Origin of the sequence: Micromonospora sp. NPDC020750, assembly GCF_044334565.1 — a bacterium.
Classification (GTDB): domain Bacteria; phylum Actinomycetota; class Actinomycetes; order Mycobacteriales; family Micromonosporaceae; genus Micromonospora.
This window is the reverse complement of the sequence record NZ_JBIRTH010000001.1, coordinates 391,980-414,656: the sequence shown is the minus strand read 5'-3', so window position 1 is coordinate 414,656 and position 22,677 is coordinate 391,980. Positions and strand designations below refer to the sequence as shown.

General features: G+C 73.4%; 20 protein-coding genes. 9 read left to right on the top strand and 11 right to left on the bottom strand.

Annotation, left to right across the window (positions count from 1 at the left end):
* Nucleotides 1–3: 3 nt before the first annotated feature.
* The 4 genes from ACH4T9_RS02010 to ACH4T9_RS01995 all read right to left on the bottom strand — a co-directional run bounded on the left by ACH4T9_RS02010 (nt 4) and on the right by ACH4T9_RS01995 (nt 4,076).
* Nucleotides 4–1,410 (bottom strand): MFS transporter, encoded by a 1,407-nt coding sequence (locus ACH4T9_RS02010; RefSeq protein WP_396669336.1) that lies wholly within the window; start codon nt 1,408–1,410, stop codon nt 4–6.
* 115 nt (nt 1,411–1,525) lie between these two features.
* Entirely contained in the window at nt 1,526–2,281 is a 756-nt protein-coding gene (locus ACH4T9_RS02005) for an ABC transporter permease (RefSeq protein WP_396669335.1), read from the bottom strand.
* Nucleotides 2,282–2,305: 24 nt separating this feature from the next.
* Entirely contained in the window at nt 2,306–3,265 is a 960-nt protein-coding gene (locus ACH4T9_RS02000) for an ATP-binding cassette domain-containing protein (RefSeq protein ID WP_396669334.1), read from the bottom strand.
* Between the two features lie 124 nt (nt 3,266–3,389).
* Nucleotides 3,390–4,076 (bottom strand): PadR family transcriptional regulator, encoded by a 687-nt coding sequence (locus tag ACH4T9_RS01995; protein ID WP_396669333.1) that lies wholly within the window; start codon nt 4,074–4,076, stop codon nt 3,390–3,392.
* 131 nt (nt 4,077–4,207) lie between these two features.
* Between ACH4T9_RS01995 and ACH4T9_RS01990 the strand changes: the two genes are divergently transcribed.
* A complete protein-coding gene (locus tag ACH4T9_RS01990) occupies nt 4,208–5,959 on the top strand; it encodes an acetyl/propionyl/methylcrotonyl-CoA carboxylase subunit alpha (RefSeq protein ID WP_396669332.1) in 1,752 nt (583 codons plus the stop codon).
* A gap of 72 nt (nt 5,960–6,031) precedes the next feature.
* On the opposite strand, the gene ACH4T9_RS01985 is transcribed toward ACH4T9_RS01990, so the two are convergent.
* Nucleotides 6,032–6,922, bottom strand: coding sequence for a LysR family transcriptional regulator ArgP (locus ACH4T9_RS01985; protein WP_396669878.1), 891 nt, complete (start codon nt 6,920–6,922; stop codon nt 6,032–6,034).
* Between the two features lie 81 nt (nt 6,923–7,003).
* Here ACH4T9_RS01985 and ACH4T9_RS01980 point away from each other — a divergent pair, with 81 nt between their 5' ends.
* The 5 genes from ACH4T9_RS01980 (at nt 7,004) to ACH4T9_RS01960 (ending at nt 13,602) form a co-directional block, all read left to right on the top strand.
* The gene (locus tag ACH4T9_RS01980; protein ID WP_396669877.1) at nt 7,004–7,615 is read left to right on the top strand and encodes a LysE/ArgO family amino acid transporter; all 612 of its coding nucleotides are present in this window, start codon (nt 7,004–7,006) and stop codon (nt 7,613–7,615) included.
* Nucleotides 7,616–7,696: 81 nt separating this feature from the next.
* Nucleotides 7,697–9,136, top strand: a complete 1,440-nt coding sequence (locus ACH4T9_RS01975; protein WP_387019721.1) for a GuaB1 family IMP dehydrogenase-related protein — start codon at nt 7,697–7,699, stop codon at nt 9,134–9,136.
* 208 nt (nt 9,137–9,344) lie between these two features.
* Nucleotides 9,345–9,827 (top strand): MarR family winged helix-turn-helix transcriptional regulator, encoded by a 483-nt coding sequence (locus ACH4T9_RS01970; RefSeq protein WP_396669331.1) that lies wholly within the window; start codon nt 9,345–9,347, stop codon nt 9,825–9,827.
* The gene (locus ACH4T9_RS01965; protein WP_396669330.1) at nt 9,821–11,554 is read left to right on the top strand and encodes an ABC transporter ATP-binding protein; all 1,734 of its coding nucleotides are present in this window, start codon (nt 9,821–9,823) and stop codon (nt 11,552–11,554) included. The genes ACH4T9_RS01970 and ACH4T9_RS01965 overlap by 7 nt, the downstream gene beginning before the upstream one ends.
* A complete protein-coding gene (locus tag ACH4T9_RS01960) occupies nt 11,551–13,602 on the top strand; it encodes an ABC transporter ATP-binding protein (protein ID WP_396669329.1) in 2,052 nt (683 codons plus the stop codon). The genes ACH4T9_RS01965 and ACH4T9_RS01960 overlap by 4 nt, the downstream gene beginning before the upstream one ends.
* 62 nt (nt 13,603–13,664) lie before the next feature.
* On the opposite strand, the gene thrS is transcribed toward ACH4T9_RS01960, so the two are convergent.
* On the bottom strand, nt 13,665–14,885 hold the full coding sequence (gene thrS, locus ACH4T9_RS01955; RefSeq protein WP_396669328.1) for a threonine--tRNA ligase: 1,221 nt from the start codon (nt 14,883–14,885) through the stop codon (nt 13,665–13,667).
* Nucleotides 14,886–15,435: 550 nt separating this feature from the next.
* Here thrS and ACH4T9_RS01950 point away from each other — a divergent pair.
* Together ACH4T9_RS01950 and ACH4T9_RS01945 are read left to right on the top strand one after the other, a co-directional pair.
* Entirely contained in the window at nt 15,436–16,044 is a 609-nt protein-coding gene (locus tag ACH4T9_RS01950; protein WP_396669327.1) for a DedA family protein, read from the top strand.
* A 209-nt stretch (nt 16,045–16,253) separates the two neighbouring features.
* A complete protein-coding gene (locus tag ACH4T9_RS01945) occupies nt 16,254–17,090 on the top strand; it encodes an SDR family oxidoreductase (protein WP_396669326.1) in 837 nt (278 codons plus the stop codon).
* A 15-nt stretch (nt 17,091–17,105) separates the two neighbouring features.
* Here the strand turns inward: ACH4T9_RS01945 and ACH4T9_RS01940 are convergent, their stop codons facing one another.
* Nucleotides 17,106–18,509, bottom strand: coding sequence for an NAD(P)H-quinone dehydrogenase (locus tag ACH4T9_RS01940; RefSeq protein ID WP_396669325.1), 1,404 nt, complete (start codon nt 18,507–18,509; stop codon nt 17,106–17,108).
* 106 nt (nt 18,510–18,615) lie between these two features.
* Between ACH4T9_RS01940 and ACH4T9_RS01935 the strand changes: the two genes are divergently transcribed.
* Nucleotides 18,616–19,071, top strand: coding sequence for a gamma-glutamylcyclotransferase (locus ACH4T9_RS01935; protein ID WP_396669324.1), 456 nt, complete (start codon nt 18,616–18,618; stop codon nt 19,069–19,071).
* Between the two features lie 75 nt (nt 19,072–19,146).
* Here ACH4T9_RS01935 and ACH4T9_RS01930 read toward each other — a convergent pair whose 3' ends face one another.
* From ACH4T9_RS01930 to ACH4T9_RS01915, 4 genes are read right to left on the bottom strand one after another with little or no spacing between them, the layout of a single operon-like run.
* Nucleotides 19,147–20,109, bottom strand: coding sequence for a GNAT family N-acetyltransferase (locus ACH4T9_RS01930; protein ID WP_396669323.1), 963 nt, complete (start codon nt 20,107–20,109; stop codon nt 19,147–19,149).
* Nucleotides 20,110–20,150: 41 nt separating this feature from the next.
* On the bottom strand, nt 20,151–20,927 hold the full coding sequence (locus ACH4T9_RS01925) for a hypothetical protein (protein WP_396669322.1): 777 nt from the start codon (nt 20,925–20,927) through the stop codon (nt 20,151–20,153).
* A 5-nt stretch (nt 20,928–20,932) separates the two neighbouring features.
* Nucleotides 20,933–21,973, bottom strand: a complete 1,041-nt coding sequence (locus ACH4T9_RS01920) for a hypothetical protein (RefSeq protein WP_396669321.1) — start codon at nt 21,971–21,973, stop codon at nt 20,933–20,935.
* A 4-nt stretch (nt 21,974–21,977) separates the two neighbouring features.
* Complete coding sequence (locus ACH4T9_RS01915; RefSeq protein WP_387020393.1) at nt 21,978–22,607, bottom strand: MBL fold metallo-hydrolase; 630 nt, start codon at nt 22,605–22,607, stop codon at nt 21,978–21,980.
* Between the last annotated feature and the right edge of the window lie 70 nt (nt 22,608–22,677).

Sequence of the window (22,677 nt, the reverse complement as noted above, 5' to 3'; positions counted from 1 at the left end):
TGATCAGACCGATGTGTGGGATGTCGCGGGCTGTGCCCGATGGGAGACAGCGGCCTGCCGTTCGTCATGTCGATCATGGTCGTGCGGGCGCAGCGCGCGGCCCAGCCGCAGGGTGAGCAGCGCGGCCGTCGCGATGAACCCGGGCAGCAGCAGGAAGGCAGGGTGCGGGCCGACGCCGTCGGCCACCCAGCCGAGCGCCACCGGCGCGATCCCGAAGCCCACCCCCATCGAGTACGACGACCAGCCGGCCGCCTTGTCGGCGGCCGGCCCGGCGACGGCCAGGGCGATCGAGATGGCCAGCGGGTAGTGCAGCGCGTTGCCGAGGCCGAGCACGACGAGCCCGGTCACCGCCAGCCAGCCGACCGAAGCGACCCAGAAGACGGCGAACCCGGTCAGCGAGACGGCCAGCGCGACCACCAGCAGCGGCACGGGCCGGTAGCGCAGCGCGGCCCGGCCGCCGGCCAGCCGGCCGAGGAACATCCCGCCGACGATCGCGGCGACCGCCGCCGAGGCCGCCCCGGCGCCCAACCCCGCGTGCGAACGGAGCACATCGGCAGTCCAGAGCGACAGGCAGACCTCGATCGAGCCGGTCACCGCCATCAGGACCCAGGCGATCCAGTACGGCCGGGGCAGCCCTCCGCTCCTCGCACGCCCCGCACCGGCCGGCACCCTGGTCGGCGCGACCGCCGGTTCGCCGACGCGGGACGCTACAGCGCGGACCGCGTGCTCCGCCGACGCGGCGGGGACCGACACGGCGGGCGACGCGGCGAGGACCGGCGGGGCCGACGGTACGGCGGAAACCGGCAGGGCCGGCGATGCGGCAGGGACCGACACGGCCGGTGACGCGGCGGGTGGGCGTACCCGGAAGGTCAGGGCGGCGAGGGCGAGCAGCGCGATCAGGCCGACCTCGACGGCCATCACCGGCCGCCAGCCGAGCCCCGCGTCGACGGTCGCCCCGATGAGCAGCGGTGCCAGGATGCCCATGCCGGCGCAGGCTGCGTTGGCCTCGGTGAGGGCGGCCGGCGCGGTGGGGCCGTGGTGGGCGGTGAGCACGACGTTGACCCCGCTGATCACCATCATGCCGAAGGTGGCGATCACCACGACGGCGGCGAGGGTCGCGGGCAGGGGCCGGAGGGTGCCGAACCCGGTGACGCCGACGGCCACCCCGGCGAGGCCGAGCCAGGCCGACCGGCCCCGGCCGATCCGGCGGGCGACCGGTGCGAACAGCGCCCCGCCGAGGAGCGCGCCGACGGCGATGGCGGTGCTGTGCAGGCCGGCGACGGCGGCGCTGGTGCCCTGCTCGTCGCGCAGCAGCGGGACGACGGGGCCGAAGCCGTAGAGGAAGAAGCCCCACAACGCCAGTTGGGAGTAGGCCAGCCAGGTGGTTCGGTCATGGGTGAGGCGGGGCACGGCCCTTACGCTACGCGCGTCGGACCGGTGCCCCGCCCTCGGTGAGAGGCAGCTCTCGGCGATGAATGGCACCCCTGCCCCACCGGCGGCGGGCGCTGGGAGGATGCCCTCCGGCTCACCGCACGCTGCGGGCGAACTGGCGGGCGGCCCAGACGACGCCGGCGGCGGCCAGCACCGCGATGATGGCCAGCCCCTGCCAGACCTTGTCGTCGCCGAGTTCCCCGGCGAACAGCGCCCGGGTGCCGTCGACCGCCCAGGAGAACGGGTTCCACTCGGCTACGCCCTGGAGCCAGCCGGGGGCGAAGGTGAGCGGCAGCAGGATGCCGGAGAGCAGCAGCACCGGCTGGGCCACGGTGTTCATCAGCGGGGCGAGCGCGTCCTCGCTCTTGACCTTGAGCGCGACGCCGTACGAGACGGCCGAGGTCATCAGCGCGATCAGGGCGAGCATCAGGTACGCCAGCAGCAGGTCGCCGATGAACACCCGCAGGTCGAACAGGAGCGCGAGCAGGGTGATGATGACGGCCTGGACCAGCAGCGACACCACGTCGCGCATCGAACGGCCGAGCAGCAGGGCGAGCCGGCTCACCGGGGTGACCCGGGACCGCTCGATGATCCCGGCGCGCAGCTCGGCGATCAGGCCGAAGCCCTGGAACAGTCCGCCGAAGATGGCCAGCAGCACGAGCACGCCGGGCACGAAGATCTTGTACGCCTCGGCCTGGGTCGGCGCGTTCAGGGCCGGCTTGAGCAGCGGGGCGAAGAGGAGCAGATACATCACCGGCTGGAAGACGCCGACGACGACCCAGACCGGGTTACGCAGCAGCAGTTGTATCTGGCGCTGGAAGATCAACCACGTGTCGCGGGCGAGTTTCACGAAAGCTCTCCTGTCGAGGGCGGGTCAGGACTCGCGCAGCGAGCGGCCGGTCTTGGTGAGGAAGACGTCGTCGAGGCTGGGCCGGTGCAGCTCGATGGAGCTCAGCGCGAGGCCTGCGTTGTCGATGCGGCGCAGGATCTGCGGGATGGCGGTCGCCCCCTCGTCGACGTGGAGGCGCAGGCCGCCGCCGTCGACGGTCTCCAGCTTGTTGACGTACGGCTCGGAGTCGAGCAGTTGGGCGGCGTGCGGGGTCGCGGCGGCGTCCAGCCCGACGACGACCACCTCGCCGGAGATTGCGCGCTTCAGCTCGACCGGGGTGCCCTCGGCGACCAGTTCGCCATGGTCCATGATCGCGATCCGGTCGCAGAGCGCGTCGGCCTCGTCCAGGTAGTGCGTGGTGATGAAGACGGTCATCCCCTCGCTGCGCAGCCGGCGGATCTCGTCCCACATGTGGGCCCGGCTCTGCGGGTCGAGGCCGGAGGTCGGCTCGTCCAGGAAGACGATCCGTGGCTCGTGGATGATGCCGAGGGCGATGTCGACCCGCCGTCGCTGGCCGCCGGAGTAGGTCTTGCACTTGCGGTCGGCGTACTCGGTGAGCTGGAACGCTGCCAGGGCGCGCTCCGCGCGACGGTGGGCGTCGGCCTTGCGGATGCCGTACATCCGGGCGTGCAGGACGAGTTCCTCGCGGGCGGTGGAGTCGTCCCAGGTGCTGCCGCCCTGGGCGACGTAGCCGATTCGGCGGCGCACCTCGGCGGGCCGGCGAAGCAGGTCGGCGCCGGCGATGGTGGCCGCGCCGCCGTCGGGTTCGATGAGGGTGGCCAGCATCCGCAGCGTGGTGGTCTTGCCGGCCCCGTTGGGCCCGAGGAAGCCGAAGATCTCCCCCTCGGCGACGTTCAGGTCGACCCCGCGGACGGCGTCCACGGTCTTCTTGTCCCGACCGGCACGGGAGCGGAAGGACTTCCGCAGCCCTCTGGTCTCGATCATCTTCGCTCCTGTTCGTCCGTGGCCGGCCGGAACCGGCCGTTCCGCAGGGGGGTGGCACAGGGGCGTCACTCCGGACGTCCCGCCGAGGCTAACGCGATATAAATTCACTGGTCAACTTTGATTATTACGCGTTCCCGTCGACTCTCGGCGACGATCCGGGCTCCGGTTCCGGCTCCGGTTCCGACTCCGACTCCTGGGCCGGGGCGAGGGCAGCGGCCGGCCCCACCGCGGTCCGGCCGGCCCGGCCGGACAGGCCCTCCGGCAGGTACGGCGCGCCGGCCTCGATCCGGTCGGCGACCCGGTCGCACCAGCCCGCCTCCGCCTCCCCCCGGGCGATCCACAACTCGTACGTCCAGGCGACCCCGACCGGCTTGGAATCCCGGATCCAGGACGACTCCATCGAGGCGCGCATGCTCTCCACGCCGGCCCGGATCACCTGCCCCCGGCTGCGCAGCGCGGCCACCGCCTCCGGGCGGGGCAACGCCGGCAGGAACGCGAACGCGGCCACGAACGGGTCGGCGGGCTGCTGGTTGCCCCACCACAGGTTGCGCAGCAGGGTCTCGAACTCGTCGAGCCCTCCCGGGGTGATCTCGTACGTCGTCCGGGCCGGCCGGGCCCCGACCTGTTCGGTCGCCACCTCGCGGAGCAGCCCCTCCTGGGCCAGCTTGCGCAGCGCATGGTAGATCGAGCCGGGCTGCACGTTGGCCCACTTGTCGGCACCCCAGCTGAGCAGCTCACGACGTACGTCGTAGCCGTGCACCGGCTGCATCCACTTGACCAGCCCGAGAATCATCATGCGTGTGGCAGACACCGGACGAGCGTATTAGACAAGTTTGACTACCGACCTTCGGGCAGTGCCGCATGCCACACCAAGCGATCGTTAGGGCGACGGCGGTGGCCGATAAACTCCCGGTCAGTAACCTCCGGGGAGGAGCCACCAAGGTGCGCAAGGTACTCATCGCCAACCGCGGCGAGATCGCCGTCCGCGTCATCCGTGCCTGCCGCGACGCCGGCCTGGGCAGCGTCGCCGTCTACGCGGGCTCCGACCGGGACGCCCTGCACGCCACCCTGGCGGACGAGGCGTACGCCCTGGGCGGCGACACCGCCGCCGAGACGTACCTGCGGATCGACAAGCTGATCGACGTCGCCGAGAAGGCCGGCGCGGACGCCGTCCACCCCGGGTACGGGTTCCTCTCCGAGAACGCCGACTTCGCCCATGCCGTCATCGACGCGGGCCTGACCTGGATCGGCCCGGCCCCGCAGGCGATCCGCGACCTCGGCGACAAGGTCACCGCCCGGCACATCGCCCAGCGGGCCGGCGCTCCCCTGGTCCCCGGCACCGCCGACCCGGTCGGCGGCCCGGACGAGGTAATCGCCTTCGCCGTCGACCACGGGCTCCCGGTCGCCATCAAGGCCGCCTTCGGCGGCGGCGGGCGCGGCCTCAAGGTGGCCCGCACGATGGAGGAGATCCCGCAGCTCTTCGAGTCGGCGACCCGGGAGGCGGTCGCCGCATTCGGGCGGGGTGAGTGCTTCGTCGAGCGGTACCTGGACAAGCCCCGGCACGTCGAGGCGCAGATCCTCGCCGACCAGCACGGCAACGTGGTCGTCGTGGGCACCCGGGACTGCTCGCTCCAGCGCCGGCACCAGAAGCTGGTCGAGGAGGCCCCCGCGCCGTTCCTCACCGACGCCCAGCGCGCCCAGATCCACGAGAGCGCCAAGGCGATCTGCCGGGAGGCCGGCTACCAGGGCGCCGGCACCGTGGAGTACCTGGTCGGCGCGGACGGCACCATCTCCTTCCTGGAGGTCAACACCCGGCTCCAGGTCGAGCATCCGGTCACCGAGGAGACCGCCGGAATCGACCTCGTCCGTGAGCAGTTCCGGATCGCCGACGGCGAGAAGCTGCGGCTGGTCGAGGACCCGGCCCCGCGCGGGCACTCCATCGAGTTCCGGATCAACGGCGAGGACCCGGGCCGCAGCTTCCTGCCCGCCCCCGGCACGGTCACCGCGCTGCGACTGCCCACCGGTCCGGGCGTCCGGGTGGACACCGGCATCTCGGCCGGCGACGTGATCGGCGGCAACTTCGACTCGCTGCTGGCCAAGGTGATCGTCACCGGAGAGACCCGTACCGAGGCCCTGGAGCGGGCCCGGCGGGCGCTGGACGAGATGGTCGTCGAGGGGATGGCCACCGCCCTGCCGTTCCACCGGCTCGTGGTGCGCGACGAGGCGTTCACCGCCGAGCCGTTCAGCGTGCACACCCGGTGGATCGAGACCGAGTTCGACAACACCGTCCCACCGTTCACCGCCACCGCCGGTCCCGCCGACGCGCCGGCCGGGCGCGAGACCGTCGTGGTCGAGGTCGGCGGCAAGCGGCTGGAGGTGAGCCTCCCCGTCGGCCTCGGCGCGGGTACGACCGCAGCCCCGCCCGCCACGCGCAAGCCGGCCCGCCGGGGCGGCGGGGCCCAGGCCGGCGCGGCGGTCAGCGGGGACGCGCTCACCTCCCCGATGCAGGGCACCCTCGTCAAGATCGCCGTCGCCGACGGGGACACCGTCGCCGAGGGTGACCTGGTCGTGGTGCTGGAGGCGATGAAGATGGAGCAGCCGCTGCACGCCCACAAGGCGGGCACGGTCAGCGGCCTCGCAGCCGAGGTCGGTGCCGTCATCACCGCCGGCGCGGCAATCTGCACCATCGCCTGACTTACCCGCTCGGAGGGCGGCCCCAGCGCGGCGCAGCCCCGAGCCCACCCAGCGGGACGCGGGCGGGCGACGTCAGCGCAGCTCGGCGCCCGCCACCGCTCGGACGGCGGCGGTCAGCGCGTCCAGGGCGGCGGAGGCCACCCGCCAGTGCTGCCAGTACAACGGGCGGTCCAGGTGACGCCCGGCACCGAGGTCGACGCAGTGCCCGGCGGCGATGTCGACGCGGGCGAACCGCTCCGGGACCATGCCCCAGCCCAACCCGAGCCGCACCGCCTCGTTGAAGCCGTCGAAGGACGGGACGTAGTGGATCGGCGGGTCGATCCGACGGCGGGTCACGGTACGGGCGAACCTGTGCTGAAGCTGGTCCTTTCGGTCGAACGCCATCATCGGCGCCGACGCGAGGGCCGCCTCGGTGAGCCCGTCGGGGAAGTGGCGGTCGGCGAACCCGGCCCGGGCCAGCGCGACGTACCGCATCGCGCCCAGCCGCTCCACCCGGCAGCCCTGGACGGCCTCCCGCTGCGCGGTCACCGCCGCCATCGCCGTACCGTCGCGAATCAGCTCCGCCGTGTGGTCCTCATCGTCCCGGCGGACGTCGAACAGCAGCGCCAGCTCGGTGGGCAGCAGCGCCAGCGCGCCGACGAACCAGGTGCCGAGCGAGTCCCCGTTCGCGACGATCGTCACCCGGGTGGGGGTGGATCCGCCGACCGTCGGCGGTCGGGCGGCATGCAGCGCCTCGCGCTCCAGCAGGGCCACCTGCCCGGCCAGCCGCAGCAACGGACGGCCCGCGTCGGTGGCCCGGCACGGCTTCGACCGGCGGATGAGCACCTGCCCGACGGCCTGTTCCAGCGCCTTGATCCGTTGGCTGACGGCCGAGGGGGTGACGTGCAGGGACCGCGCCGCCGCCTCGAAGCTGCCCTCGCGGACCACCGCGGCGAACGTCCGGAGCTGCGTGGAGTCCAGCATGATGAAGCTGAGCTTATCCGCCATGAAAATCTTCAGCTGGGCTGCATCGCATGCGGCTCGTAGCGTCGGCCCGTGCCCGTAATCCTCAGCAGCTCCGCGGCCGGCTCCGCCGCCGCCGGTTTCTCCCTCTCCATCGCGCTGATCGCCGCCATCGGCGCGCAGAACGCCTTCGTCCTGCGGCAGGGCCTGCGCCGGGAGCACGTCGTGCCGGTGGTCGCCGTCTGCGCCGCGTCCGACGCTCTGCTCATCTCGCTCGGCATCGCCGGGATGGGCACCGCCACGGCGGAACACCCCGCCGCCGTCACCGCCGTCCGTTGGCTCGGCGCCGCGTTCCTGCTCGGGTACGCCGCGTTGGCCGTGCGCCGCGCGCTGCGGCCCGGTGCGCTCTCCCCCGCCGACCGGCCGCCGGCGACCCTCGGGGCGACGCTGCTGGCCTGCCTCGCGTTCACCTACCTCAACCCGCACGTGTACCTCGACACCGTCCTCCTGCTCGGTGGCGTGGCCCGCCAGCATCCGCACCACTGGGTCTTCGGCGCGGGTGCCGCGCTGGCCAGCGTGGTCTGGTTCACGGTCCTCGGCGCCGCCGCCCACCGGCTCGCGCCCGTGCTGGCCCGCCCGGCGGCCTGGCGGCTCGTCGACGGCGCGGTCGCCCTCGTGATGGTCGCGGTCGCGGTGACCCTGCTGCTCGGCTGACCACGTCGGCTCCCGGCTTGGTCAGGGTGTTTTCGGCTACCACCGGGGGCGCGGGCGTCGGCGGGCGGGAATGATGGCGACGTGCGTTTCCTTCAAGGCGCGGTCCCCGCGCACGACCTGACATACAACGACGTCTTCATGGCGCCCGCCCGCTCCGAGGTCGGTTCCCGGTTGGACGTCAACCTGGCCACCGCGGACGGCACGGGCACGACGATCCCCCTGGTGGTGGCCAACATGACGGCCGTGGCCGGCCGGCGGATGGCCGAGACGGTCGCCCGGCGTGGCGCCGTCGCGGTGATCCCGCAGGACATCCCCATCGAGGTGGTGGCCACCGTCGTCGACTGGGTCAAGCGGCGGCACCTGGTGCACGACACCGCGATCACGCTCGGCCCGACGGACACCGTCGGCGACGCCATCCACCTGCTGCCGAAACGCTCACACGGCGCGGTGGTCGTAATCGACGAGGCCGGTCGCCCGCTGGGCGTGGTGACCGAGGCGGACACCGTCGGGGTGGACCGGTTCGCCCAGCTCCGGCACGTGATGTCGACCGAGCTGCACACGGTGCCGGCGGACGCGGACCCGCGTACCGGATTCGACCGGCTCTCGGCGGGCCGGCGGCGGCTCGCGCCGGTGGTGGACGGCGAGGGACGGCTGGTCGGGGTGCTGACCCGCAAGGGCGCGCTGCGCGCCACCCTCTACCGGCCGGCGACGGACGACAGGGGCCGGCTGCGGGTCGCGGCGGCGGTCGGGATCAACGGCGACGTCACCGGCAAGGCCGCCGCGCTGCTGGAGGCGGGGGTGGACACGCTGGTGGTGGACACCGCACACGGCCACCAGGAACGGATGCTCTCCGCGCTGCGGGCGGTGCGCAAGCTCGACCCGGGCGTCCCGGTCGCGGCCGGCAACGTGGTCACCGCCGACGGGGTACGCGACCTGGTCGAGGCCGGCGCGGACATCGTGAAGGTGGGCGTCGGACCGGGTGCGATGTGCACCACCCGGATGATGACCGGGGTCGGCCGGCCGCAGTTCTCCGCCGTGCTCGACTGCGCGGCGGCGGCCCGGGACCTGGGCCGGCACGTCTGGGCCGACGGCGGGGTGCGGCACCCCCGGGACGTGGCGCTCGCGCTGGCGGCCGGCGCGTCGAACGTGATGATCGGGTCCTGGTTCGCCGGCACGTACGAGTCACCGGGCGACCTGTACACCGACGCGGACGGCCGGCGGTACAAGGAGAGCTTCGGGATGGCCTCGTCCCGGGCGGTCAGCGCCCGGACCGCCGACGACAGCCCGTTCGACCGGGCCCGCAAGGCGGCCTTCGAGGAGGGCATCTCCTCGGCCCGGATGTACCTGGACCCGACCCGGCCGGGCGTCGAGGACCTGATCGACGAGATCATCGCCGGGGTGCGCAGCGCCTTCACGTACGCGGGCGCGCGAAACCTGGCCGAGTTCCACGAACGTGCACTGGTCGGAGTACAGAGCACGGCCGGCTACACCGAGGGCATGCCCCTACCGACAAGCTGGTAACCCCCCACCCGGTGCCCGGTTGATCGGGGAGGTTTACGTCGTCCGCGCCCATCCGGTCGACGCAAACCTCTTGATCGACCGGTACCGGGTGGGGCAGCCGTGGGGTGGGGTGGGGGGTAACTTCGCTCGGGGCGGGTGCGTTGCTCTTGTTGGCAGGGGTCCGTAAATTCGTTTGGGGCCTGACCATCAGGGAGCTAATCTGAGGGACATGGACGTGACCGGGCTGGGAGACGTGCCGCTGGGCCGTCTGTTGGTCACTGCCGGCCACCTCGTCGGTCAGCAGTGGAACCGCTACCTGGCAGAGGAGCACGGCCTCACGCAGGCCGGCATGGGCACCCTGATCACCCTCGCCCGGTTCGGCGAACTGCCGCACCGGGCGGTCGCCGAGCGCTGCTTCGTCCGGCCCGCCACCCTCACCGGCATCGTCGACACGCTGGAACGCGACGGCCTGGTCGAGCGGCACCGCGACGACGCCGACCGGCGCAGGGTCCGGCTGGCCCTCACCCCCGCCGGCCGGGAGCAGGTCGCCAAGCTCACCACCCTCATGCAGACCAGGGGACCGCTGACCTCCGTCGACGCCGACCCGGTGAAGGCAGCCGTGATCCGGGAGTTCCTGATCGAGGTCATCGGCAGCGGAGAGGAGCCACAGATGACGAGTCCCGAAACGAGACCGCAGGAGCCGGCGTGCTGATCCGACTTATCCGCACCCACCTGGGGCCCTACCGCCGCCCGCTGGCGGCGGTGGTGGCCTTCCAGCTCGTCGGCACGATGGCCTCGCTCTACCTGCCGAGCCTCAACGCCGATATCATCGACCGTGGCGTGGCCCGTGGCGACACCGACTACATCATGCGCACCGGCGGCTGGATGCTGCTGGTCAGCCTGGTCCAGATCGCCTGCTCGATCGCCGCGGCCTACCTCGGCGCCCGCACGGCGATGGGCTTCGGCCGGGACGTCCGGGCGGAGATCTTCAGCCACGTCAACCGCTTCTCCGCCCGCGAGGTGGCCCGGTTCGGCGCGCCCTCGCTGATCACCCGCAACACCAACGACGTGCAACAGGTGCAGATGCTCGTGCTGACGAGCTGCACCATGCTCGTCGGCGCGCCGATCATGAGCGTCGGCGGGGTGGTGATGGCGCTGCGCGAGGACGTCGGGCTGTCCTGGCTGATGCTGGTCTGCGTCCCGGTGCTGGCGCTCGCGCTCGGGCTGATCATCCGGCGGATGGTGCCCAGTTTCCGGCTCATGCAGACCCGGATCGACACCGTCAACCGGGTGCTGCGCGAGCAGATCACGGGCATCCGGGTGGTCCGGGCGTTCGTCCGCGAGCCGTACGAGACGGAACGCTTCGCCCGCGCGAACGTCGACCTGACCGCGACCGCACTGCGCACCGGCCGGCTGATGGCCCTCATCTTCCCGGTGGTGATGCTGATGCTCAACGTCTCCAGCGTCGCGGTGCTGTGGTTCGGCGCGCAACGGGTGGACTCCGGGCAGATCCAGATCGGCGCGCTCACCGCCTTCCTCGTGTACCTGATGCAGATCCTGATGGCCGTCCTGATGGCCACCTTCATGCTGATGATGGTGCCGCGCGCCGCAGTCTGCGCCGAGCGGATCGTCGAGGTGCTGGACACCGACTCCTCGGTGGTCGCGCCGGCCGCGCCGGTCACCGAGGTGACCGGCCGGGGCGAGCTGGAGCTGCGCGACGTGCGGTTCCAGTACCCGGGGGCGAGCGAGCCGGTGCTGCACGACATCTCCTTCCGGGTCACGCCCGGGCGCACCACGGCGATCATCGGCAGCACCGGATCCGGCAAGAGCACCCTGCTCTCGCTGATCCCCCGGCTGGTCGACAGCACGGCCGGCGCGGTGCTGGTCGACGGGGTGGACGTCCGCGACCTGGCGCCCGACGAGCTGTGGCGGCGGATCGGGCTGGTGCCGCAGCGGCCGTACCTGTTCAGCGGGACGATCGCCAGCAACCTGCGGTACGGCAACCCGGACGCCACCGACGCGGAGCTGTGGGCGGCCCTGGAGATCGCCCAGGCGCGCGACTTCGTCGCCGAACTGTCCGAGGGGTTGGACGCCCCGATCGCGCAGGGCGGCACCAACGTCTCGGGCGGGCAGCGGCAGCGCCTGGCCATCGCCCGGGCCCTGGTCCGGCGGCCGGAGATCTACCTGTTCGACGACTCGTTCTCGGCACTCGACCTCGGCACCGACGCCCGGCTCCGGGCGGCGCTGCGGCCGGTCACCGCGGACGCGTCGATGGTGATCGTGGCCCAGCGGGTCTCCACGATCGTCGACGCCGACCAGATCATCGTGCTTGAGGACGGGGGCATCGTCGGGATGGGCCGACACGCCGAGCTACTGGAGAACTGCCCGACGTACGCGGAGATCGTCGCCTCCCAGCAGAGCGCGGGGGTGCCGGCATGACCGCCGTACCGGGTCAGAAGCCCGCGCCGCAGGGACGGCCCGCGGCCGGCGGCCAGGCGCAGACGCCGACGCGGCTGCCCCAGGGCGGCCACCGAGGCGGCCCGCTGCCGAGCGCTGGCATGCCGGCCGAGAAGTCGATGAACTTCGGGCCGTCGGCCCGCCGGCTGCTGGGGCGGCTGCGGTCACACCGGCTCCCGCTCGTCGTCATCGTCGGGCTCGCCGTGATCAGCGTCGGGTTCAGCGTGTACGGACCGAAGCTCCTCGGCCGCGCGACCGACCTGATCTTCAGCGGGGCGATCGGCCGGCAGCTCCCGCCCGGGACCACCGCCGAGCAGGCCGTGGCGGCGGCCCGGGCGTCCGGCAACGACAACTTCGCCGACATGCTCGCCCGGATGGACCTGGTGCCCGGGGTGGGCATCGACTTCACCGCGCTGGGTCGGGTGCTGCTGCTGGCGCTCGTCCTCTACCTGGCGGGCAGCCTGCTGATGTGGTGGCAGGGCTGGCTGCTCAACGGCGTGGTGCAGCGCACCGTGCTGCGGCTGCGCGCCGAGGTGGAGGAGAAGCTGAACCGGCTGCCGCTGCCCTACTTCGACAAGCAACCGCGCGGCGAGCTGCTCAGCCGGGTCACCAACGACATCGACAACATCTCGCAGACCCTCCAGCAGACCCTGAGTCAGCTGCTCACCTCGCTGCTCACCCTGATCGGCGTACTGGCCATGATGTTCTGGATCTCGCCGCTACTGGCGCTGGCCGCCCTGGTCGCGGTGCCGCTGTCAGTGGTGGTGACCGGCCAGATCACCAAGCGCTCACAGCCGAAGTTCATCGCCCAGTGGAAACACACCGGCGAGCTGAACGGCCAGATCGAGGAGGCGTTCACCGGCCACGAGCTGGTCAAGGTCTTCGGCCGGCAGCACGAGGTGGAGGCGGCCTTCACCGCCAAGAACGAGGAGCTGTTCCGGGCCAGCTTCGGCGCCCAGTTCATCTCCGGGATCATCATGCCGGCAATGATGTTCGTCGGGAACCTCAGCTACGTGGCGATCGCCGTGGTCGGCGGCCTGCGGGTGGCGTCGGGGTCGATGAGCCTGGGCGACGTGCAGGCGTTCATCCAGTACTCCCGCATGTTCACCCAGCCGCTCACCCAGGTCGCCTCGATGGCGAACCTGCTCCAGTCCGGGGTGGCGTCCGCCGAGCGGGTGTTCGCCGTCCTCGACGCCGACGAGCAGAGCCCCGACCCGGCCGCGCCGGCCCGGGTGACCGACCCGCACGGCCGGGTCGAGTTCGAGCACGTCTCCTTCCGGTACGAGCCGGACAAGCCGTTGATCGAGGACCTGTCGCTGGTCGCCGAGCCGGGGCACACGGTGGCGATCGTCGGGCCGACCGGGGCGGGCAAGACCACCCTGGTCAACCTGATCATGCGCTTCTACGAGCTGGACGGCGGCCGGATCACCCTGGACGGGGTGGACGTCACCACCCTGAGCCGGCACGACCTGCGCGGCCGGATCGGCATGGTGCTCCAGGACACCTGGCTGTTCAGCGGCACCATCCGGGACAACATCGCGTACGGCCGGCCGACCGCGAGCGAGGAGGAGATCGTCGCCGCCGCCAAGGCCACCTTCGTGGACCGGTTCGTCCGCAGCCTCCCCGACGGCTACGACACCGTCGTCGACGAGGAGGGCAGCAACGTCAGCGCCGGCGAGAAGCAGCTCATCACCATCGCCCGGGCGTTCCTGGCCGAGCCGTCGCTGCTGATCCTCGACGAGGCGACCAGCTCGGTCGACACCCGGACCGAGGTGCTGCTCCAACGGGCCATGGCGGCGCTGCGCTCGGACCGGACCAGCTTCGTCATCGCCCACCGCCTCTCCACCATCCGGGACGCGGACCTGATCCTGATGATGGAGAACGGCAGCATCGTCGAGCAGGGCACCCACGATCAGCTGCAGGCCGCCCGGGGCGCGTACCACCGGCTCTACCAGTCCCAGTTCAGCCAGCCCGATCCGGCCCTCCCCCCCGACCCCGTGTCGCTGCCCGCCGCCTCGGTCCAGGGCTGATCGTCGTGTCCGGGGATCCAGCGACAGCGGCGACCGGCCCCGGGCCGGGTGACGGGCCTGGGTCAGGGCAGCAGCGCCGCCGACCGGGTGGCGACCACCGACGCGACCAGGGCCAGGGCGTCGGCGGCGGGCCGTGGGTCCAGGCGGCGGCCGTCGCGCAGGCGCAGTGCGACCGCGCCGTCGGCCGCCTCCCGGGCACCGAGCACCGCGACGTACGGCACCCGACGACGGGCGGTGTCGCGGATCCGGGAGCCCAGCGACCCACCCCCGTCGACCTCGGCCCGCAGGCCGAGCGCGACGGCGTCCCGGGCGAGCCGGTCGGCCGCTGCGGCCTGGCCCGGATCGTCGGGGTCGACCGGGAGCACGGTCACCTGCACGGGGGCGTACCAGGGTGGGAAGGCGCCGTCGTGCGCCTCGATCAGGTGGGCGAACAACCGCTCCATGCTGCCGACCAGGCTGCGGTGCACCATCACCGGCCGCCGCCGGCCGCCGTCGGAGCCGGTGTACGACAGGTCGAACTTCTCGGGCTTGTCGAAGTCGAGTTGCACGGTGGCGAGGGTGGACTCCCGGCCGGTCGGGTCGGCGACCTGAATGTCGATCTTCGGCCCGTAGAACGCGGCGTCGCCGGGCGCCTCGACGACGTCCACGCCGTTCAGCGCCTCCCGGAGCAGGTCCTCGGCCCGGCGCCACTGCTCGTCGGTGCCGACGTACCGCTGGCCCGGACCGCGCAGCGACAGCCGGAACCCCGCCGGGCGGACGCCGAGCGCGGCGTGCGCCTCGCGGATCAGCGCCAGGATCGCCGCGACCTCCTCACCCACCTGGTCCAGGGCGCAGAAGTTGTGCGCGTCGTTGAGCGAGATGGCGCGCACCCGGGACAGCCCGCCGAGCACCCCCGAACGCTCCGCCCGGTACATCCCGCCCAGCTCGCCGACCCGCAGCGGGAGCTCCCGGTAGGACCGGCCCCGGGCCCGGAAGACCAAGGCGTGGTGCGGGCAGAGCGCCGGGCGGAGCACGAACTCGTCGTCCGGGCTCAGCCGCATCGGCGGGAACATGTCGTCGGCGAAGTAGCCGAGGTGGCCGGAGAGCTCGAACAGCTCCCGCTTGCCCAGCGGCGGCGAGTAGACGTGCTGGTAGCCGGCCCGTCGCTCCAGCTCGTGGACGTACGCCTCGACGGCGTGCCGGGCGGCAGCGCCCGCCGGCAGCCAGATGGGCAGGCCGGCGCCGGTCAGCGGGTCGGAGACGAACAGTTCCAGCTCCCGGCCGAGCCTGCGGTGGTCGGTCATGTCGCTCTCCCTCGGGTACGACCCGGAGGCGACCTGGCCGGGAACGCCGCGAGGCCCCGGGGCGGTTCGCCCCGGGGCCTCGATGACGGTGACGTCAGTGCGGCGCGCCGGGGTTTCCCGGCGTCGTGGTCCATACCGCGCTGCGCATGGAAAGACGGTAGACCGGCGGCGGGCCGGCACGCATCCGATTTCGGGGCCCGCCGGCTGCGCGCACCGCGCCCGGGCGGGCGTGCGGCGGGCCGACGGCGTAGGAGCGGGCCGCCGGCACGGGACCTGCCGGCGGCCCGCGGCGGCCCGGTCGTCGGAAACGGGGGGCCCGACGCGCCCGAGGCCGCGCGCCGACAACGGTACGCCGCCCGTAGCCGATCCGCCGCCCGGCTCGGCCCGTACGCCGAGGTCGCTCAGGGCGGCCGAGCCGCCGCATCCTGGCACGTCGGGGGCCGGAACCGTCGTGTCGGTGGTCACCACCGGCCAGGGTGGGCTCCGGTGACCCCCGCCACGGGGCCAGGCTCGGGGCACCCGATCTGCCGGACCCGGCGAGGTGTCAGTCGTGCTTGAGCTACTCACCCACATGGCGTCGCCGCTGTGGGCGTACCTGGCGCTGCTCGGGCTGCTGGCGGTCGACGCGTTCGTGCCGGTCATCCCCACCCAGGCGATCATGATCACCGGTGGGGCGCTCACCGTCTACGGCGGGCTGAGCCTCCCGCTGACCATCGGGGTCGGCGCGCTCGGCGTCTTCGTCGGCGACCTGGCCTGCTACCTGGTCGGCCGGCGCGCACCGGACCGCCGGCAGGGCCGGCAGGCCGAGCCGAGCCGGGTCCGCCGGATGGCCGGACGGATGACCCAGGGACTGCGCCGGCCCGGTCCGCTGGTGATCCTGCTCTGCCGGTTCGTGCCGGGCGGCCGGATGGCCGCCTGCTTCGCCGCCGGCCGCAGCCGGTACCCGTACCGGCTGTTCCTGACGTACGAGGCGGTGGCGGCGGCCGGCTGGGCCACGTACGGGGCGCTGGTCGGGCACCTGGGCGGGACGGCGCTGACCGAGTCGGCGTGGCAGCTGCTGGTGATCGCCGGTGCGGCGGCGGGCGGCTTCGCCGCCGCCGGTTGGGCGATGACGGCGTTCGGCGCCCGCAACGCCCGCCCCGAGGCCCCTACGGAATGACCCCCGGCGGGCCTCGGGCTCCGCCGGATGAGTCTGACGTCACCGGCTTGGGCAGACACCTCGACGTGGTCGCCCGGATCGGGAACACCCGGCGCAACGTCGCGTGAGACCAAAGGGCCGAAGGCGAGAGGTTGACCTCAACTTCGCTTCAGCTCCTACCGTCTGAGGAAGCGGGCGGGCGACGCCCGGAGTCAGGCGAGGAGGCGGAGATGATCCTGGTGACGGGGGCGACCGGCACGGTCGGTCGGGAAGTGGTGTCGATCCTGACGGCACGCGGCGAACCGGTCCGGGCGGTCAGCCGGAATCCCGCCGCCGCCGACCTGCCGGCCGGGGTGGAGGTGGTGGCCGCCGACCTCGCCGACCCGGCGTCGCTCGCCCCGCACCTGACCGGGGTCGACGCGGTCTTCCTGATCTGGCCCTCCGCCGACCCGGCGCTGGCCCGCCGAGCCGCCCCGGAGGTGGCGCGGGTGATCGCGGCGCGAGTGCCACGGATCGTCTACCTCTCCGCCCCCGGCGCGGCTGATCAGCCGGAGTCGTTCTGGGCGGTCGTGGAGCGGGCCGTCGAGGAATCCGGGGCGGGGTGGACGTTCCTGCGCCCGACCGGCTTCGCCGCCAACACGCTGATGTGGGCCGACCAGATCCGCGCCGGTGACGTGGTGCGCTGGCCGTACGGGGGTGCTGCCCGTTCGCTGATCCACGAGCGGGACCTCGCCGAGGTGGCGGTCGCCGCGTTGACCTCGGACGGGCACCTGGGCACCCGCCACCTGCTCAGCGGCCCGGCGACGTTGACCCAGGAGGAGCAGGTGCACGCCATCGGCCGGGCGCTCGGCCGGAAGCTGAGCTGGGCGGAGATGCCCCGCGACGAGGCCCACGCGCTGCTGGCCGGGGCGTTCGGCAACGCCGCCTTCGCCGCGTCGGCCCTGGACGGCTGGGCCGCCTTCGTCGACCACCCCGAGCAGGTCACCACCACGGTGGAGGCGGTCACCGGCCGCCCCGCCCGCCCGTACAGCGAATGGGCGGCCAACCACGCCGACACCTTCCGCTGACGCCCGGCCCCGCGGCTACTCCAGCTCGTGCAGCATGAGCTGGCGGGCGGCCTCCGTGATGGAGCCCGACAGGCTCGGGTAGATGGTGATCGTCTGGGCCAGCTCGTTGACCGTGAGGTTGTTCTCCACCGCCAGGGTGATCGGCAGGATCAGCTCGCTCGCCTTCGGGGCCACCACGACGCCCCCGATCACCTGGCCGCTGGCCGGGCGGCAGAACAGCTTGACGAAGCCGTCGGCCAGGTCGTCCATCTTCGCCCGGGCGTTGCCCCCCAGCGGCAGCATCACCTCGCGGGCGGGCGTCTTGCCGGCGTCCACCTCGTCCTGGGAGACGCCCACGGTGGCCAGCTCCGGGTCGGTGAAGACGTTCGCCGCGACCGTACGCAGCCGCAGCGGCCGGACCGCCTCGCCGAGCGTGTGCCACATCGCGATCCGGCCCTGCATCGCGGCGACGCTGGCCAGCGGCAGCACCCCGGTGCAGTCGCCGGCGGCGTAGATGCCGGGGACGTTGGTCCGGGACACCCGGTCGACGCTGACGTAGCCGCCCCGGGCCAGCTCGACGCCGTACTCGTCGAGGCCGAGGCCAGCCGTGTTGGGGATCGACCCGACGGCGATCAGCGCGTGCGAGCCCTGCACCAGCCGGCCGTCGGCCAGTTCCACCTCCACCCCGTCGGCGGTGCGGCGGACGCCCTCGGCGCGGGAGTTGTTGAGGATGGTCATCCCCCGGGAGCGGAAGACCCGCTCGATTGCCATCGCGGCGTCGGCGTCCTCGTGCGGCATCACCCGGTCCCGGCTGGAGACGAGGGTGACCTCGACCCCCATGGCCAGGTACGCGCTGGCGAACTCGGCCCCGGTGACGCCCGAGCCGACCACGATCAGGTGCTCGGGCAGCTCGGGCAGGTCGTAGACCTGCCGCCAGGTCAGGATGCGCTCGCCGTCGGGCACGGCGGTGGGGAGCTGGCGCGGGGTGGCCCCGGTGGCGACCAGCACGGTCGACGCGGCGATCGAGTACTCCTCGCCCCCGTCGGCGGGTGTGACGACGACCCGGTGGGTGTGACCGAGCGTGTCCTCGCCGAGCCGGGCGGTGCCGGCCACCAAGGTGACGCCGGCCTTCAGCAGCTTGGCGTGGATGTCGGCCGACTGGTGAAGGGCGAGCCGCTTGACCCGCTCGTGCACCGTCCGGGCGTCGACGGTGACCGCCTCCAGCCCGTCGGAGTGCACCCCGAACTCCTCGGTGTCCCGGTACCCGGTGACCACGGAGGAGCTGGCGATGAAGGTCTTGGACGGGACACAGTCGGACAGCACACAGGCACCGCCGGCCCCGTCGGCCTCCACCACGGTGACATCAGCGTCCAACTGGGCGGCGACCAGGGCCGCCTCGTACCCGGCCGGCCCCCCGCCGATGATCACGATCTGGCTCACAGCTCTCGCCCCTCGTCCATGCTCACGGTGACTTTCTTCTCTCCGACACGTCCGACACGCACCGTCGTATTCTCCCCCGCCCGTCCGTAGGGCTATCGTCATCGCCGTGCGTCACTACGCCGCCTACGGCTCAAACCTGGACCCCGCCCGGATGCGTGCCTACTGTCCGCATTCGCCGATGGTGGGCATCGGCTGGCTGGAAGGCTGGCGGCTCACATTCGCGGGCGAGGGCGTCATCGGCTGGGAGGGCGCGGTCAGCACCATCGTCGAGTCCCCCGGCGAGCGGGTGTTCGTGGCGCTCTACGACATCAACCCGTACGACGCCGGCCAGCTCGACGACATCGAGGGGGTGACCTCCGGGACGTACCGCAAGCTGCACGTCCGGGTCTCCACCCTCGACGGGGACGTGACCGCCTGGGTCTACGTCTTCGACGGGTACGAGGGCGGCCTGCCGACGGCGTGGTACCTGTCGGAGATCGCCAACGCCGCCGAGAAGGCGGGCGCGCCCGACGACTACGTCAGCGAGCTGCGGTCCCGCCCCACCGGCACCGCGTCGGCGTAGCGCGTCTACCACGCCCCCCAGTCTGCTCCGGGTGGGTGGCGGCGCGCGGAGCCGCCCCCCGGTGGGCGGCTCCGGTCACACACCGACCGCCGGAACCACCCGCTCGTACATGTCGGTCCACCGCACCTCGCCCAGCCCCACCGAGCGGTAGAGCGTCGCCGGGGAGGTCGGGTTGGCCAGGTCGACGCCCAGGCCGGCGGACCGCCTGCCCTTGGCGGCGTAGACCGCGAAGGCCCGCCGCAGCAGCGCGGCGCCCACCCCGTGTCGCCGGTACGCCGGCAGCACCGAAAGGGTGCGGACCCACCCCTGGTCCTGCTCCAACGCCTGGTCGGACGACTGCAACGCACCGGCCGGCACCCCGTCGACCTCGGCGACGAAACACTCGTCCCAGGTCCTGGCGTACGGGGGCAGTTGCTCCCGCCACTGCTCGTACCCGACCGGCTCGTAGTCCGAGGTGTCCCGGAACGCCGTGTCGAAGATCCGGTGGAACAGGCGCAGGTCGGCCTCGTCCCCGACGTGCAACGGGCGGATCGTCACCCCGGGCGGGCACGGCGGCTCGGGGGGCAGGCCCGTCAGTGTCCTGCTCATCCGCACGTACCGTTTCGCCCGGGTGAAGCCGGCCTCGGCCAGCTCCGCCACCCACCGGGTCTCCGGCGCGAAGGCGGCGGTGCGGACGGTCAGCGCGGACAGGCCCCGCTCGGCCGCCCGCTCGGCGACCCGGCCCAGCATCCGGGCGAGCAGTGGGACGCGTGCGGCCTCGGCGCGCACCGGGTCGACGTAGACGTCGACGAACTCCCGGCCCACCCCGGTCGGGTTGTCCACCACGGTCCACCCGACGACCCTCCCGTCGTGGTCACCGACCAGCCAGGAGTCGAGCGCCGGGTCGACGAAGGGGGCGGTCAGCGCGGCCTCGATGTCCTCGGCGTCGAAGTCGGGGTGGCCGATCGCGAAGGTGTCGGCGGCGTGCACCACCGCAAGGATCGCCGGCACGTCGTCGAGGGTGGGGCGGCGGGCACTCCAGCCAACGGGAAGGGTCATCCGGCGATCCTGGCAGCAGCCCACCGCCCGCCGCTGCCCATTTATCTCCGTTCCGGCCGGTCGGGATTTCGCTGGGTGGGCCGTCCCTGCACCTGCGCGCGGGTGGTGGCCAGCAGGTCCAGCAGTTCGGCGCCCTCGCCGGGGGCGAGGCCGCGAAAGCCCGCCGCGACCAGCCGGTCGGTCACCGCCTCCGCCCACAACCGCCGCCGCACCAGGGGCCCGACCCGGGGGTACGGCGGCGGCCAGCCACAGGCCAGCGCGCCGGCCTCCCCCTCCGGCCCGGCCAGCACCGCCTCCAGCGGGGTCATCCCGCCGGCCCGCACCGCCATCAGATACGCCCCGGCGAAGTGCTCGCGCAGCAGCAGCAACCCGACGGCGGCTCGGGCACCCGGGGAGTCCGTCGGCACCGGCATGGCCCGCCAGGCGGCGAACAGCGGCATGCCGCTGGCGTCCGCCGCGTCGACCACCCGGCGCAGCAGCGCGCCCAGCCGGCGCGCCCCGGGCAGGGCGGCGAGATGCTCGTCGCCCCAGCGGCAGCACTCGGCGAGGTTCGCGGCTGCCACCTCCAGCGGACGGATCACCCGCGCGGCGGCGTCCCAGCCGTCGGCGACGGCGTCCGGGGCGATGAAGCCGAGGGCGGCGGCCACCGTCGGGGCCCGGACGTCACCCAGCGCCCCGGCCCGGCCGGTGATGTAGAAGGCCCAGCCGGAGATGCCCAGCAGGCGGGCCCTGCGCAGCGTGCCGGGGCAGCGGGTGAACGTTTCCCCGAGCTCCAGCACGAACGGTTTGCTCGCGGCGGCGACCTGCTCCGGCGTCATCGCAATCAGTCTGCCCCGCCGCCGCCCCCGGCGTCAGTCCCCTCTTCGGCGTCGATCGCCTCGATCGCCCCCTCGACCTCGCCGGTGCGCCGGCGGGCGGCGGTGACGGCGCGTTCCGCCGCCCGCCGGGCCAGTTTCCGCCGGCTCAGCTCCTGCTCGGCCTCGGCCCGCCGCCGTTCCAGCTCGGCCAGCGAGCGCTCGATGTCGGCCAGTTCCTCGGTGCCGTCGTGCTCGGCGTCCGCCGCGCCGGCCAGCTCCGCCTCGGCCCGGCCCTGGTCGGTACGCGCCTTCGCCAGTTCCCGTGCCAGCGCCCGGCGCTGCCGGACCCGCTCGGCCCGGGCGGCGCGTTCCGCTTCCCGCTCGTCGCGTTCCCGCCGGTCCCGGTCCCGGTCGGCGGCCCGGTCCCGATCGCGGTCGGCGGCCCGGTCCCGATCGCGGTCGGCAGCCCGGTCCCGATCGGCGGCCCGGTCGCGATCGCGGTCCCGATCGCGGTCGGCGGTCCGGTCCGGGGTGGCCGGTGCGGGCTCCGCGTCGTCGGTGACCAGCCGTAGCTGGGGGCGGGGCACCTCGCCGAAGCCGGCGTAGCTGGCGGCCCGCAGCAGCCGGCCGGTACGCACCTGCTCGGCGACCGTGGTGTCGGACAGGGCGGCGTTGAGTGTCGCCTCCACCTCGGCCAGGGGCAGCTTCCCGCCCGGCGGGCCACCCTCGGCGTCGGCCGCCAGCCGGCGCACCTCGGCCACCAGCGCGGCGACCACCGCCCGCCGCTGGGCGGAGAGTTCCCGCAGCCGGGGGCCGCGCAGGTCGCGCTGGGCCGCGCGCAGCGCCTCGGCGAGCTGGCCCAGATCGGCGACGAGTTCGGGGCGCCGGATGGCGAGCAGGTTGACCAGCCAGGCGGCCACGGTCGGGCGGCGCAGCCGGGCGATCTCCCGGGCCGTGGCCGGGTCGCCGGCCCGCCGGGCCTCGGCGACGGCCGCGTCCCGGGTGGCGACGAACCGGTCCGGCGGCTCCTCGTAGAGCCGTCGGACCAGGTCCCGAGGGGGCGGCACCGGGTCAGGCGTCCAGCCGGCTGCCCGGTTCGAGGCGCTGGTAGTCGGTCTTGGACAGCGCCGTGTACTGACGGTTGAGCACCGCGAGGCCGTTGTCGTTGAGCAGCCCGTCGTGGGCGGCGAAGGCGCGGCGCGGGGCGACCGCGCGGATGAAGTCGAGCACCTCGGAGAACTTCGACCAGGGGGCGTGGATCGGCGCGAAGAGGGTGTCCACCTGGACGTCCTCGGGCACCACGAGGGAGTCGCCGGGATGGTAGACCACGTCGTTGAGCAGGTACCCCAGGTTGTCCACCACCGGGATGTCCGGGTGGATGACGGCGTGCCGCCCGCCGTACGCCCGGACCGGCACGCCGGCCGCGGTGAACGACTGCCCGGGGGCGACCGGGTCCAGCGCCTCGGCCGCGTCGCCGAGGAGACCGGCCAGCGAGGCCGGGCCGTAAACGCGGAACGGCCGGCGGTCGAGCTGCCGGGTGACCGCCGCGACGTCGAGGTGGTCGGGGTGCTCGTGGGTGATCAGCACCGCGTCCGCCCCGTCCAGCGCCGCCGGGTCGCTGAACCCGCCCGGGTCGACGACCAGCACCCCGCCGTCGTGCTCGACCCGGAGGCAGGAGTGGGCGTACTTGGTGAGTTGCATCATGACCCCCTGATTACCAAATCGTGACGTCCCACAGCGCAGTCTGCCGGAACCCACGGGTCTTCGCGTC